Annotated in this window: 17 protein-coding genes and 1 pseudogene; 9 read left to right on the forward strand and 9 right to left on the reverse strand. The window is 71.7% G+C overall.

Going from position 1 to position 15,675, the window contains the following annotated elements; all coding sequences use genetic code 11:
* Positions 1–64: 64 nt before the first annotated feature.
* From ACIREO_RS08845 to ACIREO_RS08870, 6 genes are all read right to left on the reverse strand, one after another.
* The gene (locus tag ACIREO_RS08845; RefSeq protein ID WP_404106736.1) at positions 65–679 is read right to left on the reverse strand and encodes a GTP-binding protein; all 615 of its coding nucleotides are present in this window, start codon (positions 677–679) and stop codon (positions 65–67) included.
* A complete protein-coding gene (locus ACIREO_RS08850; protein WP_404106738.1) occupies positions 660–1,028 on the reverse strand; it encodes a DUF742 domain-containing protein in 369 nt (122 codons plus the stop codon). The genes ACIREO_RS08845 and ACIREO_RS08850 overlap by 20 nt, the downstream gene beginning before the upstream one ends.
* On the reverse strand, positions 1,025–1,432 hold the full coding sequence (locus tag ACIREO_RS08855; protein WP_404087725.1) for a roadblock/LC7 domain-containing protein: 408 nt from the start codon (positions 1,430–1,432) through the stop codon (positions 1,025–1,027). The genes ACIREO_RS08850 and ACIREO_RS08855 overlap by 4 nt, the downstream gene beginning before the upstream one ends.
* Positions 1,429–3,063, reverse strand: a complete 1,635-nt coding sequence (locus ACIREO_RS08860; protein WP_404106739.1) for a sensor histidine kinase — start codon at positions 3,061–3,063, stop codon at positions 1,429–1,431. The genes ACIREO_RS08855 and ACIREO_RS08860 overlap by 4 nt, the downstream gene beginning before the upstream one ends.
* A 574-nt stretch (positions 3,064–3,637) precedes the next feature.
* The gene (locus ACIREO_RS08865; RefSeq protein ID WP_356716747.1) at positions 3,638–4,141 is read right to left on the reverse strand and encodes a MarR family transcriptional regulator; all 504 of its coding nucleotides are present in this window, start codon (positions 4,139–4,141) and stop codon (positions 3,638–3,640) included.
* Complete coding sequence (locus tag ACIREO_RS08870; RefSeq protein WP_404106740.1) at positions 4,138–5,841, reverse strand: FUSC family protein; 1,704 nt, start codon at positions 5,839–5,841, stop codon at positions 4,138–4,140. The genes ACIREO_RS08865 and ACIREO_RS08870 overlap by 4 nt, the downstream gene beginning before the upstream one ends.
* A 147-nt stretch (positions 5,842–5,988) precedes the next feature.
* On the opposite strand from ACIREO_RS08870, the gene ACIREO_RS08875 reads away from it, so the two are divergent.
* Positions 5,989–6,741, forward strand: coding sequence for a VOC family protein (locus ACIREO_RS08875; protein WP_404106742.1), 753 nt, complete (start codon positions 5,989–5,991; stop codon positions 6,739–6,741).
* A 3-nt stretch (positions 6,742–6,744) separates the two neighbouring features.
* Here the strand turns inward: ACIREO_RS08875 and ACIREO_RS08880 are convergent, their stop codons facing one another.
* The gene (locus ACIREO_RS08880) at positions 6,745–7,212 is read right to left on the reverse strand and encodes a MarR family winged helix-turn-helix transcriptional regulator (RefSeq protein ID WP_404106743.1); all 468 of its coding nucleotides are present in this window, start codon (positions 7,210–7,212) and stop codon (positions 6,745–6,747) included.
* 204 nt (positions 7,213–7,416) lie between these two features.
* On the opposite strand from ACIREO_RS08880, the gene pcaH reads away from it, so the two are divergent.
* The 4 genes from pcaH to pcaD are packed head-to-tail and all read left to right on the forward strand — an operon-like array spanning position 7,417 to position 11,205.
* Positions 7,417–8,160, forward strand: a complete 744-nt coding sequence (gene pcaH / locus ACIREO_RS08885; protein WP_404106781.1) for a protocatechuate 3,4-dioxygenase subunit beta — start codon at positions 7,417–7,419, stop codon at positions 8,158–8,160.
* A complete protein-coding gene (gene pcaG, locus ACIREO_RS08890) occupies positions 8,160–8,732 on the forward strand; it encodes a protocatechuate 3,4-dioxygenase subunit alpha (RefSeq protein ID WP_404106745.1) in 573 nt (190 codons plus the stop codon). The genes pcaH and pcaG overlap by 1 nt, the downstream gene beginning before the upstream one ends.
* On the forward strand, positions 8,732–10,060 hold the full coding sequence (gene pcaB / locus ACIREO_RS08895; RefSeq protein ID WP_404106746.1) for a 3-carboxy-cis,cis-muconate cycloisomerase: 1,329 nt from the start codon (positions 8,732–8,734) through the stop codon (positions 10,058–10,060). The genes pcaG and pcaB overlap by 1 nt, the downstream gene beginning before the upstream one ends.
* Complete coding sequence (gene pcaD, locus ACIREO_RS08900; RefSeq protein ID WP_404106748.1) at positions 10,057–11,205, forward strand: 3-oxoadipate enol-lactonase; 1,149 nt, start codon at positions 10,057–10,059, stop codon at positions 11,203–11,205. Before pcaB ends, pcaD begins: the two co-directional genes overlap by 4 nt.
* 36 nt (positions 11,206–11,241) lie before the next feature.
* On the opposite strand, the gene ACIREO_RS08905 is transcribed toward pcaD, so the two are convergent.
* Positions 11,242–12,138: a phospholipid scramblase-related protein gene (locus ACIREO_RS08905; protein WP_404106749.1), complete on the reverse strand. Its 897-nt coding sequence runs from the start codon at positions 12,136–12,138 to the stop codon at positions 11,242–11,244.
* A 71-nt stretch (positions 12,139–12,209) separates the two neighbouring features.
* On the opposite strand from ACIREO_RS08905, the gene ACIREO_RS08910 reads away from it, so the two are divergent.
* The 4 genes from ACIREO_RS08910 (at position 12,210) to ACIREO_RS08925 (ending at position 15,407) form a co-directional block, all read left to right on the forward strand.
* The gene (locus ACIREO_RS08910) at positions 12,210–12,632 is read left to right on the forward strand and encodes a hypothetical protein (RefSeq protein ID WP_404106751.1); all 423 of its coding nucleotides are present in this window, start codon (positions 12,210–12,212) and stop codon (positions 12,630–12,632) included.
* Between the two features lie 115 nt (positions 12,633–12,747).
* Positions 12,748–13,398, forward strand: a complete 651-nt coding sequence (locus tag ACIREO_RS08915) for a DUF3105 domain-containing protein (RefSeq protein ID WP_404106753.1) — start codon at positions 12,748–12,750, stop codon at positions 13,396–13,398.
* A gap of 80 nt (positions 13,399–13,478) precedes the next feature.
* Positions 13,479–14,042, forward strand: a complete 564-nt coding sequence (locus ACIREO_RS08920; protein WP_404106783.1) for a DUF305 domain-containing protein — start codon at positions 13,479–13,481, stop codon at positions 14,040–14,042.
* Between the two features lie 108 nt (positions 14,043–14,150).
* Positions 14,151–15,407 (forward strand): ROK family protein, encoded by a 1,257-nt coding sequence (locus ACIREO_RS08925; RefSeq protein WP_404106754.1) that lies wholly within the window; start codon positions 14,151–14,153, stop codon positions 15,405–15,407.
* Positions 15,408–15,476: 69 nt separating this feature from the next.
* On the opposite strand, the pseudogene ACIREO_RS08930 reads toward ACIREO_RS08925, so the two are convergent.
* Positions 15,477–15,675: pseudogene (locus ACIREO_RS08930) on the reverse strand (xylose isomerase); the annotation flags it as partial.

A 15,675-nucleotide genomic window follows, 5' to 3' on the forward strand; every position in this document is an offset into this window, starting at 1 on the left:
TAAGACGTTCCGAGACCGGGTCGCGGTGGGGACAGGGCCCGTTCAGAGAGAGGTGTGTGCCGCGTCAGGCGAGCGGCACGGCTAGGCGGTGCAGGTAGCGCATCAGGGTCATCAGGACATCGCGGCTGGAGGTGCGCAGCCGGGCGTCGCAGTCGATCATCGGGATCTCGTCCGACAGGTCCAGGGCGCTGCGCAGGGCCTCGACGGGGTGGCGCGGTGCGCCGGGGAAGGTGTTGACGGCCACCACGAACGGCACGCCACGCTCCTCCAGCCTGCCGATGACGTCGAAACTGACCTGGAGCCGCCGGGTGTCGATCAGGACGACGGCTCCCAGCGCACCTTCGAAGAGGCCGTTCCACAGGAACCAGAAGCGCTCCTGTCCAGGGGTGCCGAACAGGTAGAGGATCAGTTCGTCGCTGAGGCTGATCCGTCCGAAGTCCATGGCGACGGTGGTGGCGGTCTTGGTCTCCACTCCCACGTTGTCGTCCACGCCGACACCGGCCTGGGTCATGGTCTCTTCGGTCGTCAGGGGCCGGATCTCGCTCACCGAGCCGACCATGGTCGTCTTGCCGACCCCGAACCCGCCGACGACGACGACCTTCACCGCGGCCGTGGCCGTGTCGGGAAGGACGTCCTCACTGCGGGGGCCCGTGATCGTGTCAGAGCTTCTGAAGTCCATGCATCACCGCTTCGAGGAGGGACCGGTCCGGGAGCGCGGCGCGGACGATCGGCGCACGCGATTCGATCAGTTCGGTCGCCAGGAGTTCTGTCAGGAGCGACGTGACCACACTGAAGGGGAGACTCAGATAGGCCGAGATCTCGGCGACCGACAACGGCGCCTTGCAGAGCCGCAGGATCGCGGCCTGTTCGGGCTGGACCGTCGGGGACGGCTCGGCCTGCGCCACCACCATCGTGACGAGGTCGAGTTCAGCTCTTTCGCCGTCTGTGTCGCCGGTGATCACGTACAGCCGTTCCGGGTCGCTCACCGCCGGGTCGGCCTTACGGCGTTCTCGTCGGGGAGGACTCATCCGGCCTGCCCGTCATGGCGCGGGGGACTCGTCAGGTGCGCGCCGATCCGGACGACCATGTCCCGCATGCGGGCACCCACCAGTCCCGCGTCGACCGTCTCGCCGGCGAGAACCGCGAGGTAGGCGCCCGTGCCCGCGGCCATCAGGTAGAAGAACCCTCCGGTGACCTCGATGACGACGAGCTTCATCAGGCCGTCGCTGTAGGGGATTTCGGTGGCGACGGCAGCGGCGAGGCTCTGCAGCCCGGCACAGGCGGCGGCGAGACGGTCGGCGACGTCGGGGTCACCGCCGTGCCGGGCGATGCGGAGGCCGTCGGCGGAGAGCACCACGATCTGGTGGATGCTCGGTACGTCGTCGGCCAGTTCCTTGAGCATCCAGTCCATGTTTGCCCGCTGCTGGATCACTTCTCGTCTCCCTTGTCCCACACGTCGTCAGAGTCTGTGTCGTGCTTCGGCTCCTTGGGCACACCGTTGACGGCCTGGGTGAAGGCCTCCAGCCAGAGACCGGGCGGTGCCGTGGAGCCGCCGCCCTGTCCGTTGTGCCCGTTGCGCGCGGCGGGTTCCGCGGCGGGCGCGGACTGCTGCGGGAGGTTGTGCGAACCGAGGGGTGCGCGCCCCCGGCTGCGGCGCTGCGGGAGTCCGCCCTCGGTCCACTCGGTCACGACGATCTCGTCGTCGCCCAGCGCCGCGGCGCTGGGCGCGGACCGTGCGGCGGACGCCGCCGGGGCCGGTGCGGGGGCGGGAGCGGACGACGCGAGCGACGGGACGGGCCCGGTCGTGGTGGGGCGCGCCTTGTGCTTGCCGCGTGGCGGGACGACATGCTGCATCTGCGACATGTCGAGGGAGCTCTGGGGCCGCGAGGTGGCGCCGATGCCGTGCGCGATGCCGGGGGCCGGCCCGGTGGTGATCATGTCGCGCGGCACGATGAGCACCGCGCGGACCCCTCCGTACGCGGACTGCCGCAGGGAGACCTGGAGTTGGTACATGCGGGCGAGACGCCCGACCACGGCCATGCCGAGTCGCGGGGACTCCCCGAGGTCGTTCATGTTGATGCCGGCCCGGGCCTGGGCGAGCATGTTCTCGGCCCTCGCACGGGCCTCCTCGCTGAGGCTGACGCCGCCGTCCTCGATCTCGATGGCGATGCCGGTCTGCACCTCGACCGCGGTGACGTGCACCCGGGTCTGGGGCGGAGAGTAACGCGTCGCGTTGTCGAGGAGCTCGGCGCATGCGTGGATGAGCGGCTCGACCGCGGTGCCGACGATGGCGACCTTGGCGATCGAGTGCAGATCGACTCGCTGGTACTCCAGGATCCGGGACATCGCGCCACGCAACACGCTGAACAGCGGTACGGCCTTGGGCCACTGGCGGCTGGGGCGGGCACCGCCGAGTACGGCGATGGAGTCGGCGAGCCGCCCGATCAGCGCGGTGCCGTGGTCGATGCGGAGCAGGTCGTCGAACACATCGGGGTTGCGCCCGTGGTGGTCCTCCATCTCCCGGAGTTCACTGGCCTGTCGGTGGACGATGGCCTGGACCCGGCGGGCGACGCTGACGAAGGCGCGCTGCGCGGAGTCGCGCATCGCCTCTTCGTTGTCGATGATGTCGAGGACCTGGAGCACCAGGGCGCGTTGCGCCTTGGGGAGGTTGCGGTACGAGGCGTCCGCGTCGACGATGTCGCGCATCACCTCCTGCGGCGAGTTGCTGGCACGCAGCCTGCGGATCGCGGTCGGCAGGAGTTCCTTGCTGAGCCGTTCGGTCTCCTGGTCGTACGTCGCGACGCGGTGTTCCAGGGCGGCGATGCGCTGTTCGTACTCGGCACGCTGGACGCGCATCGCCCTGCGCCGGCGGTTCAGCACGACGGTGAGCGTGGCGACCACGACTGTGGCGATCGCACCGCACCAGACGACTGCCGCCCGCGTGGCCCCGGTGACCGGCACCGCGCCGGCCGCGGTTGCGCCTGCCATCAGCACAACGGGCAGGAGCGCGGCGCGCACTACGGGGATGTCTCTGTTGGTCGGCGGTGATTCAACACGGACCATCTAAACCCTCTGGCGGTTGATTCGGGAAGGTAATCGGGAGGCACACGCACATGCACACAGAGCTGTGGGCAAGTGCTCGAATTCATCTCAACTCGACTTCACTGCGCGTGAGCCTAGCCAGATCAGAACAGTGCTTCGGCATATTCACCCAACCACCTGCGCGAGCACGCCGGCGGTAATACACTCGCCAGTTTTCGCACTCACCGCCGTCGAGCGTACGCAGGGAGTGACGCGGTACAGAAACAGGGAGGAAGCGGACCCTGATGTCCCGTTCTGCGGGACACCGAACCCCTCAAGTCATCCGACGCGGATGACTATTTACCTGCGAAAACGAAAAATAGGCCGAACATCTGAGCTATCCCCACCAGAATGTATGAATGAGCGTGCACCTCAGAGCGGGACGAGGGCACATGTGATCGAATCGGATCGAAAGGAGCAGATCCCTGAGCGATGGACGGATGTACGAGTGATGCGGCGCGGGACCCACACAGGCCGCACCACCGATCAGCCGGCAGCGGCCCGGTGGCCGGCCGCCCGCCACACCCCTCACCGTCGGTGAGCTCCGGGTGCTCGCTCAGCGGCGGCCGCCGAGCCGTCCCTCCAGTTGCACCAGCAGCTCGCCGAGCTGTCCGCTGAGTCCGCTGCGGGTCTCCTCGTCGAGCCCTGAGAGCACCGACCGCTCATAGGCGAGCTGTTCGGGCAGCAGACGGTCGACCAGGTCACGCCCCGCCTCCGTCAGTCCGACATGGGCGACCCTGCGGTCCCTGGCATCGCTGCGCCGGCCGATCAGACCGGACTCCTGCAGGGCGCGCAGCCGTTTCGTGACGGCGGCTCCGGAGGAGAAGGTCTCCCGGGCCAGCTCGCCCGGAGTGAGCTCACGGTCGGTGCGCCGCATCGCGCCGAGCAGATCGAATTCGGCACGGGTGAGCCCGGCGGCCCGCAAGGGGGCGTCCTCGGCCTGCTGGAGCAGGGCCGCGCAGCGGTTGATGCGGCCGATGAGTTCCATCGGCCCCGTGTCGAGCCCGGGGTTGACGGCCTGCCACTGCCGTACCACCGAGGCCACGATGTCGTCGGTCACACCGCTCCGTTCGCCGGGGGCAGAGTGATCAACCCCTGCCGTTGTGCTGTCGCCGCGAGCGTACGGTGTCCTGCCCGCTCGGCTGCCAGCAGCTCTTCCTCCGGCAGGGCGCGCTGCCACCACTCGCCCGACGCGACGTCACCGGCGTCACGCAGCTCGACCAGGGCGCCGGTCAGCCGCCTGCGCGCCGTTTCGAGTGCGAGGGCGTCGACCGCCGGGTCGGCCACAGCCCGCTCGGCTCGGGCCTGGGCGTCCACCGCCGCGGCGAGCGCCCGCTCCACACGTCCGGAGGCCCGGCGGTTGGTGACGGCGATCGCGGCGAGGAAGCCGACCGCGACGCCCACGAGGGTGTCCAGGGCGCGGTCGGCGATCAGCTCGCCCGACGGCTGGGAACCGCCGAACTCCAGGATCAGCAGGGCCATCGGGGTGACGGCGACGGAGCCGAGCCAGTAGTTGCGGGTGATCAGAGCCTCGGCGGCGAAGCTGAAGAAGAGAACGCACAGGACGAGGACGAGCGGGCCGACCCGGGCGAGCGGGATGACGGCCGCGAAGACCAGCACACCGAGAAGGTTGCCGACGGTCCGCTGCAGGCCCCTGCTCCAGGAGAGCGTGAGGTTGGGCTGGTAGACGGAGGCCGCGGTGACGATGGCCCAGTACGGGTGGCCCACGCCGAGCGCCGAGGAGACGTAACCGGCCAGGGCGCAGCCCACGAGCGTACGGAAACCGACCGGCAGCACCGGGGAGCCGGGGCCGAGCGCGCGGAGCAGCCTGCGCCGGGCCTCGCGGCGGCCGCGCCGCATCCGCTGTCCGGCCCGCTCGGCGTCGATCCCGAAGAGCTGTTCCACCGTGCCGGGCGCGGAGGGCGGGCCGGGAACGGGGCCGCGGGCCCGGGTCCCCGCCGCCCATCGGCGCAGCTCGTCGGGGTCCGCGCCGGGGACGTGGCCGTCGGCCGCCGCGGTGGCGAGGGCGTGCTCGGCGTGGACGACAAGCCGCTCGAGTTCCTGGCGTACGGGCGTGGGGCGTCCCGCGGCCAGCAGTGACTGCCAGGCGCCCTGGACCGCCGCGGCCGCCGCGTGCCGGGTCCGGGCGTCGGGTTCCGACGCGTACGCGGCGGCGGCGTCGAGTGCGCGGGCGGTGGCGAGGCGCTCGGGCCCTTCCCTGTGCCACAGGGAAGGGCCGGCGGTGACCAGCCAGGAGAAGGCTCCCGCGGCCAGCATCAGGGCCAGGTGTCCCGGCACCTGCCCGAGCCCCTGCGGGGCGAAGAGCGCGGCCGAGGTGACGAAGGCGAAGATCACGTTGCCGGGCGGGCCGATACGCGTCGCGTCGCAGAAGGTCTTCTGCACGGCCGCGAGCAGCGCGCCGACAGCGATCAGCACGGCGGTCGAGTCGGTGAGCGAGGCCGTGACCAGAGCGACGGCGAGGCCCGCGGCCATTCCCAGGACCACGCGCAGGACGGTGTGGACCCTGCGGGCGTACGGCAGGTTGTGCCCGTAGAGCGCGCAGAGCGATCCCGCCATCGTGTACATGACGAGGTCGAGGCGGTCGAGGGAGTACAGCAGCAGATTGGGGACGGCCGAGGCGACCACCACGCTCAGCGCGGGCTTGTACCAGATCTCCGCGGGGCTGTTCAGCCGCAGGACACCGGTGACCGGCAGTTTGTGGACGGATGACTTCCGGGGTCGCACGGCTGTATCACTCACCCAATTACATTAACAGGTGTTACACCTGTAAAACATCTCCCTCGGCCACGCCGGGCCGTCCCAGGTAGCCACCGCCTCCGCACGGCCCTAGCGTGCTGCACAACAGCGTAGGAACGTGACTGATGACGCGTCTCGGGAGGAAACCGCATGAAGCTCACGGAACCGGTGCCCGGTGGGCCCTGCTGGGTCGAGCTGAGCACCTCGGACGTGCGGGCCGCCCAGACGTTCTACGCCGGACTCTTCGGCTGGCGGTCCGAGACCGATCCGAGGCCGGAAGCGGGCGGATACACCACGGCGCGTATCGGGGACGACGCCGTCGCGGCCTTCAGTCCTCTCTACCGGCCGGAGCAGCTGCCGTCCTGGACCGTCTCCTTCGCCACCGAGGACGCGGACGCCTCGGCCGCTGCCGTGCGGGCGGCGGGCGGCACGGTGCTCATGGAACCGATGGACATCTTCGACCAGGGCAGGTTCGCGGTGGCCGCCGACCCGTCGGGCGCGGTGTTCTCGCTCTGGCAGGCGCGCGCCTTCTCGGGCGCGGGGCGCTTCAACGATCCGGGGGCCCTGGGCTGGACCGAGCTCCGCACCCCCGATCCGCGAGGCGCTCTCGCCTTCTACCCGGCGGTGTTCGACTGGACGGTCAGCACCTCCGAACACTTCACCCACTGGGGTGCGGACGGGGCCGACTTCGGCGGGCTGAAGGAGCAGGACGACGACGAACGGGCTGAGGCCCCGCCGCACTGGCTTCCCTACTTCACGGTGTCCGACACCGAGGCCACCACCGCCACGGCTCTGACCGCGGGCGGCGAGCCGCTGGCACCCCCGAGGCACGTCCCGGGCGGACCCTGGGTCGCGGTGCTCCGCGATCCCCAGGGGGCGCGCTTCGGCATCCACACACCCTGAGCGTCACCGGCCGGCGGGTGGCCCGGCCTCCTCCGGCGCCCGGACGGCCTCCGCGGCGTCGGCCACCCTGTGCATCAGACCGAAGAGTGTCCGCTGCTCCTCCGCGGAGAGCGGGTCGAGGAAGACCTGGTTCATCCCGACCGTGCGCAGCGCGAGCCGCCGGTGGGTGCGGACGCCCTCGTCCGTGAGACGGAGCAGGAATCGCCGCCCGTCGTTCGTGTCGCGCACCTTGTCCAGCAGCTCCCGGCGCAGCAGCCGGGTGATCACCTCGGCGACCGTGGACCGGTCGAGGCCGACCCGCTCCCCCACCGTCCGCTGGTCGAGGCCGGGTTCGGCGGTCAGGGCGTTGAGGACGGCGAACTGCGGTGAGGTGATCTCCTGGGAGACCATGGTGTTCCAGAGCAGGTGGTGCGCCTGCTGAAGACGCCGGGCCAGATGCCCGGGATGGGTGCTCAGGTCGACCGCCCGCACGGCACCGCCCTCTCCCAGTCGGCCGTCGACCCTGTCGGCCGAGGCGCCAAAGATACACAGTGTACTGAGGGTCTTGACCTCAACAGCATGGCCTGGGTAGCTTCATGGCCATCGCATTTTACTCAGTGTACTGAGCATTTCAGCAATTCACGGAGCCGTGACATGACCGCACGTGACCTTTCCCCGCATCCGCTGCCCGACGGGATGAGCCAGCAGGAGATCGACACCGAGGTGGCCAGGGCGCAGGCGGCCGCCGAGCCCGGCGCCCACCATCCGCCGCGTGACTACCCCCCGTACCGCAGCAGCCATTTCCGTCACCCGCGTCGTTCGCTGATCCCCGTACGCGACCCGGAGGCGGTCGAGCTGTCCGGGCCGGCCTTCGGTGTCACCGACGTGACCGCGCTGGACCGCGACCTCACCGCGCAGCACGACGGCGAGCCGCTCGGGGAGCGGATCACCGTCACCGGACGGGTGCTGGACCGGACGGGCCGGCCGGTGCGGGGGCAGCTCGTCGAGGTATGGCAGGCCAACGCCTCCGGCCGGTACGCCCACCAGCTCGACCGGCATCCGGCCCCGCTCGACCCGAACTTCACCGGCTTCGGACGCTGTCTGACCGACGACGACGGCGGTTACACGTTCACCACCGTCAAGCCCGGCGCCTATCCGTGGCGCAACCACACCAACGCCTGGCGCCCCGCGCACATCCACTTCTCGCTGTTCGGTACGTCGTTCAGCCAGCGGCTGATCACCCAGATGTACTTCCCCGGCGATCCACTGCTCCCCTACGACCCGGTGATCCGCTCCGTCACGGACCGGGCCGCGCGCGAGCGGCTCGTCTCCGCGTACGACCACGATCTGTCCGTTCCCGAGCTGTCGCTCGGCTACCGCTGGGACATCGTCCTCGACGGACCGTGTGCCACCTGGACCGAGGAAGAAGGCGACGCCTGATGTCCCACGCCCCGACTCCCTCCCAGACCGTCGGCCCGTTCTACGGCTACGCGCTGCCCTTCCCGGGCGGCAGCGAGGTCGCCCCGGCCGGGCACCCCGGCACGGTCACGGTGCACGGCCATGTCCTCGACGGCCAGGGCCACCCCGTGCCCGACGCGATCGTGGAGACCTGGCAGCCCGCCCCCGACGGATCACGCACCGGTCTCCCGGGATCACTGCGCCACGACCCCGCGACGGGCAGGGTGATCGGACGCGACGGGGTGGGCTTCACCGGGTTCGGCCGGGCGCCGACGGACGCGGCCGGGCACTGGTTCGTGCGTACGCTCCCGCCCGGCGGTGTCCCGTATCTGTGTGCCGCGGTGTTCGCACGCGGTCTGGTCCATCACCTGTACACCCGTGTGTATCTCCCCGACCTGCTCGGCGAGGGCACGGAGCCGGGCGATCCGCTGCTGGAGTCGCTGGACGCGGAGCGGCGCGCCACACTGATCGCGACACGCACGGACCCCCGCACCTACCGCTTCGACATCCGTCTCCAGGGCGACGACGAGACGGTCTTCCTGGAGTTCAGCTGATGCACGAGAGCGATGCCGGTCTCCTCGCCCCCGGGCGGGCCGGCTCTGCGGCCGAGACCGCCACAGGCGACGGCGCCTTCCTTCGGGCGCTGCTGGACGCCGAGGCGGCGCTCACCCGGGCTCAGGCCGCCGCCGGACTCGCTCCCGCCGAGGCGGGGCGAGCCGTCACCGCGGCGGCGGACCCCGGCCGGTTCGACGTAAGGGAGCTGGCGCTGCGGGCACGGTCCGGCGGCAACCCGGTGATCCCGCTGGTCGCGGCCCTCTCGGCAGCGGTCGACAAGGACGCGCGGCCCTACGTGCACCGGGGCGCGACCAGCCAGGACATCCTCGACACCGCGGCCATGCTGGTGGCGTCCCGGACTCTGGCGCTCGTCCTCGACGACCTGGGGCGGACCGCCGGCTCGCTGGAGCGGCTGGCGGCCGAACACCGCGACACGCCGATGCCCGGCCGCACCCTGACGCAGCACGCCGTGCCGACCACCTTCGGTCTCAAGGCCGCGGGCTGGCGGGCTCTGGTGCTCGACGCACGGGACCGGCTGCGGGCCGTGCGCGCCACGCTCCCCGTCCAGCTCGGCGGCGCGGCGGGCACGCTGGCGGCCTTCACCGCCGACGCCGGTGACGCGGCGGGCCTGGCACTCGTCGGTGCCTACGCCCGCGAACTCGGCCTGGCCGAGCCGCCGCTGCCCTGGCACACCCTGCGTACCCCGGTCGCGGATCTGGCCGGTGCGCTCGCCTTCACCGCGGGCGCGCTCGGCAAGGCGGCGGCCGATGTGCTGACCCTGTCGCGTACGGAGATCGCCGAGCTGGCGGAGGGATCGGGCGGAGGTTCCTCCGCGATGCCGCACAAGGCCAATCCGGTCCGTGCCACCCTGATCGCAGCCGCGGCCCGCCGCGCACCCGGGCAGGCGGCCACGCTGTACGCCTCGCTCGCCGCCGAGGACGAGCGCCCCGCTGGAGCCTGGCACGCGGAGTGGGAGCCGCTGCGCGACCTGCTGCGCCTGGTGGGCGGGGCCGCGCGGGACGCGGCGGAGCTCACCGAGGGGCTCAGGGTGTTCCCGTCGGCCATGCGGAGTCACCTGGGACTGACCGGCGGGCTGATCGTCTCGGAGCGGCTGGCCGCCGTCGCCGCCGGGCGGGTAGGGCCTGCACGCGCCAAGGAGATCCTCACCGAGGCCGCCGGCCGGGCCCGCGAGGAGGGCAGACCTCTCGCGGAGATCCTCGCGGGGGAGGCGGCCTTCGACGGCCTCGATCTCACGGAACTCACCGACCCCGCCCGGTACACCGGCTGCGCCGGACCCCTCACCGACCGCGCTCTGGAGCGTCGATGACCACGACACCCGACCGTCTCCTCCATCACTGCGCCGAAGGGCCGGCGAGCGCTCCCCCGCTCCTGCTCGGACCGTCGCTGGGCACCTCCACCGCGCTCTGGGACGGGGTCGCACCGGAACTCTCCGTGGCCCACCGGGTCGTGCGGTGGGACCTGCCGGGGCACGGCGGCTCACCCGCCGGTCTGATCGGCCCCGGGGCGGTGGTCGCCGATCTGGGCGCCCTGGTCCTGGATCTCGCCGACTCGCTGTCCCTGGACCGGTTCTCGTACGCCGGGGTGTCGCTGGGCGGCGCCGTGGGTCTCTGGCTCGCCGTCCACCACCCGGAGCGCGTCGACCGCCTGGCCGTCGTCTGCTCGTCGGCCCACTTCGGCGACCCGGGGCCGTGGCGGGAGCGGGCCGCCCTGGTGCGCGCCGAGGGCCTCGGCAAGGTGGCGGAGAGCGCGGCGGGCCGCTGGTTCACGCCCGGATTCACCGAACCCCGGCTGCTCGACGACCTCCTGGGCACGGACCCCTCCGCGTACGCCGCGTGCTGCGACGCCCTCGCCGAGTGTGATCTGCGGCCCGGACTGCCGGGGGTGCGGACGCCGACGCTGGTCGTCGCGGGCCGCGAGGACCCGGCGACGCCCCCCGCGCACGCCCGCGAGATCGCCGACGCGATTCCGGGCGCCGCGCTGACCGAACTGCCGCACGCCTCCCACCTCGCTCCCGCCGAACGCCCGGAGGCCGTGCGGGAGGCTCTGCGCGCCCACTTCGCCCCCCGGGAGCGTGGGAGCGGGACGGCGGTTCGACGCCAGGTCCTGGGCGACGCGCACGTGGACCGGGCGCAGGCCGCGACCACGGAGTTCACCGCGCCCTTCCAGGACTTCATCTCCCGCTACGCCTGGGGCGAGATCTGGACCGACACGACGCTGTCCCGGCGGGAGCGCAGCCTGATCACGCTGACCGCCCTGGTCGCGCACGGCCACTACGGCGAGCTGGCGATGCACGTCCGCGCGGCGGTACGCAACGGACTGAGCCCACGGGAGATCGGCGCGGCTCTCCTGCAGACGGGGGTCTACTGCGGGGTCCCGGCAGCCAACTCGGCGTTCGCGGTGGCCGAGCGGGTGCTGGCGGAGATGGAACAGCAGGGGAAGGAGCAGGCCTGACGCCGGGCCTGCGATCCACCCCGGCCCCCGGGGAGATCAGCCGAGGCCGCGGGCGTCCTGCTTGAGTGCCGTGTCCACGGTGAGTGCCGTCGCCACGACGAGGCTCAGCAGCGGTTCGGGGAGCTGGTAGTGGATCTGCAGCACGTAGTTGTCCGCCGTGGTGAACATCGTCTTCGCCAGGCCTTCCCAGGACTTGGTGATCCTGGCGATCTCGGCGTCGTTGTGGTCGACGATGGCGAAGTTCCACGCACGCCAGTTCTCGGCCTTGATCGCTCCGACCTGCTGCCCGTTGGCCGTCATCGAGAAGTTGATCTTTCCGATGGCGTTCTGCTGGACGATCTCACCCACGGGCTGCCCGTCCGGGCGCTGCACGATCACCCGGGACTTGACGAACTTCGCCGGGCGGGTCAGGAGCAGCTGCGGCTGCCCGTAGGCGTCGCGGATCTCCAGGCGGTGCGTGAGGTACTGGTCGACACTGGAGACGAACCTCAGGGCCTTGCGCAGGCCGCTCTGGCCGACCTGGACGACCGACCCGACGGTGTTGCCCTGCTGGTCGAAGACGCTGTACTCGTTGGTGAGTTCGAGCAGCTTGGCCTTCTGGTTGACGACCAGGACCTGTTGATTGAACAGCGAGCCGCCACCGGGCCCGCCCTGCTGGGGGACGCCCTGCCGAGGGGCCGCCTGCTGAGGTGCGAACTGCCGACCGGGAGCCTGCTGGGGGGCGGCCTGCTGGGGCGCGGCCTGCGGATGGGCGGCCGCCGGGGCCTGGGCCGGGGCCTGCCCCTGCGCCTGGGCCTGTCCCTGAGCGGGCTCCTGCCCCTGAGCCGGGTGTGTGTGCTCGGTCCACCGGGAGCCGTCCCAGTAGCGCAACAGCTGGGGCGCGCCGTGGGGATCCGGATGCCAGCCCGCAGGTACGTTCGATTGCGTCGTCACCGGGGCACACTATCGCGCCAAGCTGTGGGGCGAACTCATTGAAAATTCACACACCATCTACGATGGCGTCGATGACCAGAGCCAGCAGGTGGACGGACCGGCGACGGAGTGGCTACGGCCTGCCCGTCGCACCGGTCTGGGCGCTGATGCTCGTGGCCGTGTTCTTCTGCTGCTCACCGGCCGCCACGGCCGCGCCCCATACCGAGGCCCCTCCGGAGACCGCCGCCAGGGCCTTCACCCCGGTGCCGGCGACTGCCGCGTCGGTCGTCGTCGCCGGCGCCCCGGACGAACGAGGGGTCGGCAGTTCCTGTCACGGAACGGCTGACCACTCGACGGCCGTGGTGCTCCCCGGCCATCCCGCTCCCGTCGCCCTGCCCTGCTCTTCGGCGGCGCTCCGGACCGAGCCGCACACCGGCGGCTCAGCCATCCGGGGCCCCTCCGTCGACAGCGCGGGCGCTGTCGACCGGATGCGTCTGCAGATCCAGCGGATCTAGGGCTGCCGGATCCGCCTTCCACGCCGTCGAGGCGCGGAGGCGGACCGTGCGTATGCCCGTTCCCCCGCGTGCCGCGCCCTCCGCGCACGCCATCCGCTGAACCCGAGGACCTGACATGGCTTCCGCCAAGAACCAGAACAGCTCCGCCGCCGCGCGCCGCGCCAAGCTCGACGAGGCGCGCCGCAATGAACGCACCCGCGAGCGCCGCAGCCGCGTCATCACCATCACCGCGGCTGTCGTCGTGGTCGCCGGCCTCGTCGCCGGGGGCGGCTATCTGATGTCCGCCGCCGACGAGCAGGACAAGGCCGAGGAACAGGCCAGGACCTCGCCCGTCACCGGCGAGAAGTCCTGGGACGACCTGACCCAGGAACATGTCCAGACACCTGTCGACTACCCGATGAACCCGCCCGTCGGCGGTGATCACGACCCGGTCTGGATGAACTGCGACGCCGACGTCTACACCGAGGCGATACCGAACGAGAACGCCGTCCACTCCCTGGAGCACGGCGCCGTCTGGGTCACGTACAACGACAAGGCGAAGGACGCCGACATCAAGGCGTTCTCCGAGCGCGTCGGCAGGACGCCCTACTCCCTGATGAGCCCGGTGGCCGATCAGAAGGACCCGCTGATGCTCAGCGCCTGGGGCAAGCAGCTCACCGTGAAGAGCGCCACCGACGCCCGCGTCGCGCAGTTCTTCACCAAGTACGTCCAGGGCCCGCAGACCCCGGAGCCGGGCGCCGCCTGCTCGGGCGGGGTCGCCAAGTGACCTCGTCCGCGCGTGTTCCCCGTTCACTGGTGTGGGCGGGGGCCGTGGTGTTCGCCGTGGCCGTGGCGCTCGTGCTGCTGATGGTCGTACGGCCGTCGGCGGCCTCCCCCTCCGTCTCCGGGACGCCCGGTGCCGTCCCCGCGGAGAGCTCGGCCGATGTGGGGTTCGCCCGGGACATGTCGGTCCACCATCAGCAGGCGGTGGAGATGTCGTTCATCGTCCGGGACCGCACCGAGGACGAGGACGTGCGCCGCCTCGCGTACGACATCATCAACACCCAGGCCAACCAGCGGGGCATGATGCTGGGCTGGCTGGAGTCCTGGGACAGGCCCAAGAGTTCGGACCGGCCGCCGATGGAGTGGATGGGCCACCCGGTCACCCCGTCCGACGGCTCACTCATGCCCGGCATGGCGACTGACACCCAGCTGGAGGAGTTGCGTGCGGCCGGGGGCAGGGACGCCGAGGTGCTGTTCCTCCGGCTGATGACCGTCCACCACCGCGCGGGGGCCGACATGGCGCGGGCGGCGGCCGGTTCTGCGGGCACGGACGAGATCAGGGACCTGGCGGCCGGGATGGCCCGTGCCCAGGAGTCGGAGATCTCGCTCATGGCGGACATGCTGAAAGCCCGGGGCGCGCGCCCCTGAGCCTCCGGGGCGGGCGACGTGCGGGGCCGGTGACACACGTCGCCGACCCTGCACCGGCTCGTACCGCGAACCGCCTCCCGCAAGGCATCGCATAGGCTCGGCGACGATATGAAGAGCTACCTCGCGCCCCTGGGGTCCAAGGCCGACAAGGACACCGTGCGGCGCCACAACCTGAGCCTCGTGCTGCGAGCGGTACGGGACGAGGGCGAGGCCGGTGAGGCGACCCGGGCCGGAGTGTCGGCCAGGGTCGGGCTCACCCGGGCCGCGGTGTCCTCCCTGGTGGAGCAGCTGCTGGCCAGCGGCTTCGTCACCGAGTCGGGCAAGACGTTCAGCGGCCAGGCCGGGCGTCCCGGTACGGCCCTGAAGGTGGCGCGCACCGGGCCCGCCGGGCTCGGCGTGGAGATCAACATCGACTACGTGTCGGTGTGCGTCGTGGATCTGGCGGGCACCGGCCGGGTGCGGCAGACCGAGCATCTGGACAACCGTGGTGCCCCGCCGGAAGAGGTCCTGGCCCGGGCCGCGGGTATCGCCGCCCGCACCCTGGACTCGGCGCGGGAGCAGGATCTTTACCCGGTCGGTACGGCGCTGGCGCTGCCGGGGCTCGTCTCGGGCGGTTCGGTCCGCCAGGCGCCGAACCTCGGCTGGAACCAGGTCGCCGCCGAGGAGCTGTTCGCGGAGGCGCTCGGCGGTCTGTGCCCCGGCACGGCACCGCTGCCCGTGCGCTCGGAGAACGAGGCGAATCTCGCGGCGCTGGCCGAGCTGTGGTTCGGCGGGCTCGACTCGGTCCGCAGCTTCCTCTATCTGACGGGCGAGATCGGTGTCGGCGGGGCCCTGGTGCTCGACGGCGAACTGCTGCGCGGCGCGCACGGTTTCGCCGGGGAGGTCGGGCATGTGGTGGTGGACCCGGCGGGCCCGGAGTGCCGGTGCGGCTCACGCGGCTGCCTGGAGCAGTACGCCGGCCAGTCCGCTCTGCTGCGCGCGGCCGGCATCGACGAGGCCGCCGGCGGGGCGGCGGGAGTGATGGAGCTGGAGCGACGGGCGCAGGCCGGTGACCCCGTGACGCTGGCCGCCTTGGCCGACGCCGGCCGGATGCTGGGGCAGGTGCTGTCCGGTGCGGTCAACCTGTTCGACCCGGACGCGGTGGTGCTCGGCGGGATATACCGGAGCCTGATGCCGTGGCTCTCGCCCCCTGCCGACGCGGAGCTGACGGGCCGCGTGGTGTCCGGCCTCTGGTCCCGGGGCGGCGGCAGACTGCGCGCCTCGTCCGTCGCGGGTGACGCGGCGCGGGGCGCGGCGGCGCTGGTGGTGCAGGACGTGCTGGCCGACCCGGTGGCGTACGCCCCGCCCGCGTCCATGGACGCCTGACAGCGGGGCCTGCTGTGACCCGGGGTGCCCGGTGGTGGTGTGTCACCGTGGGGCGCCCCGGGGGTGGTGTCAGCGGACGCCGATGAGGTGTTCCATGGCGAGCTGGTCGAGGGCTTCGAAGGCCATGGAGCGTTCGGCGGCTGCGGTGGCGTCGAAGTCCTCGTAGGCGGACTTGTCGGCGAGGAGGGCCTTGAGGCCGTCGTCGGCGGTGGGGCGGGCGAGTTCGTCGAGGCGGGAGGCGGTCAGTGCTTCCTGGACGGCGGGGTCG

Source organism: Streptomyces sp. NPDC102441 (assembly GCF_044765585.1).
Lineage (GTDB): Bacteria > Actinomycetota > Actinomycetes > Streptomycetales > Streptomycetaceae > Streptomyces.

Coding starts and splice junctions, on each gene's coding strand:
- ACIREO_RS08845 (WP_404106736.1), bottom strand. CDS start 679: ATGGACTTCAGAAGCTCTGACACGATCACGGGCCCCCGCAGTGAGGAC.
- ACIREO_RS08850 (WP_404106738.1), bottom strand. CDS start 1,028: ATGAGTCCTCCCCGACGAGAACGCCGTAAGGCCGACCCGGCGGTGAGC.
- ACIREO_RS08860 (WP_404106739.1), bottom strand. CDS start 3,063: ATGGTCCGTGTTGAATCACCGCCGACCAACAGAGACATCCCCGTAGTG.
- ACIREO_RS08875 (WP_404106742.1), top strand. CDS start 5,989: ATGAAGCTCACGGAACCGGTGCCCGGTGGGCCCTGCTGGGTCGAGCTG.
- pcaH (WP_404106781.1), top strand. CDS start 7,417: ATGAGCCAGCAGGAGATCGACACCGAGGTGGCCAGGGCGCAGGCGGCC.
- pcaG (WP_404106745.1), top strand. CDS start 8,160: ATGTCCCACGCCCCGACTCCCTCCCAGACCGTCGGCCCGTTCTACGGC.
- pcaB (WP_404106746.1), top strand. CDS start 8,732: ATGCACGAGAGCGATGCCGGTCTCCTCGCCCCCGGGCGGGCCGGCTCT.
- pcaD (WP_404106748.1), top strand. CDS start 10,057: ATGACCACGACACCCGACCGTCTCCTCCATCACTGCGCCGAAGGGCCG.
- ACIREO_RS08910 (WP_404106751.1), top strand. CDS start 12,210: ATGACCAGAGCCAGCAGGTGGACGGACCGGCGACGGAGTGGCTACGGC.
- ACIREO_RS08915 (WP_404106753.1), top strand. CDS start 12,748: ATGGCTTCCGCCAAGAACCAGAACAGCTCCGCCGCCGCGCGCCGCGCC.
- ACIREO_RS08920 (WP_404106783.1), top strand. CDS start 13,479: ATGGTCGTACGGCCGTCGGCGGCCTCCCCCTCCGTCTCCGGGACGCCC.
- ACIREO_RS08925 (WP_404106754.1), top strand. CDS start 14,151: ATGAAGAGCTACCTCGCGCCCCTGGGGTCCAAGGCCGACAAGGACACC.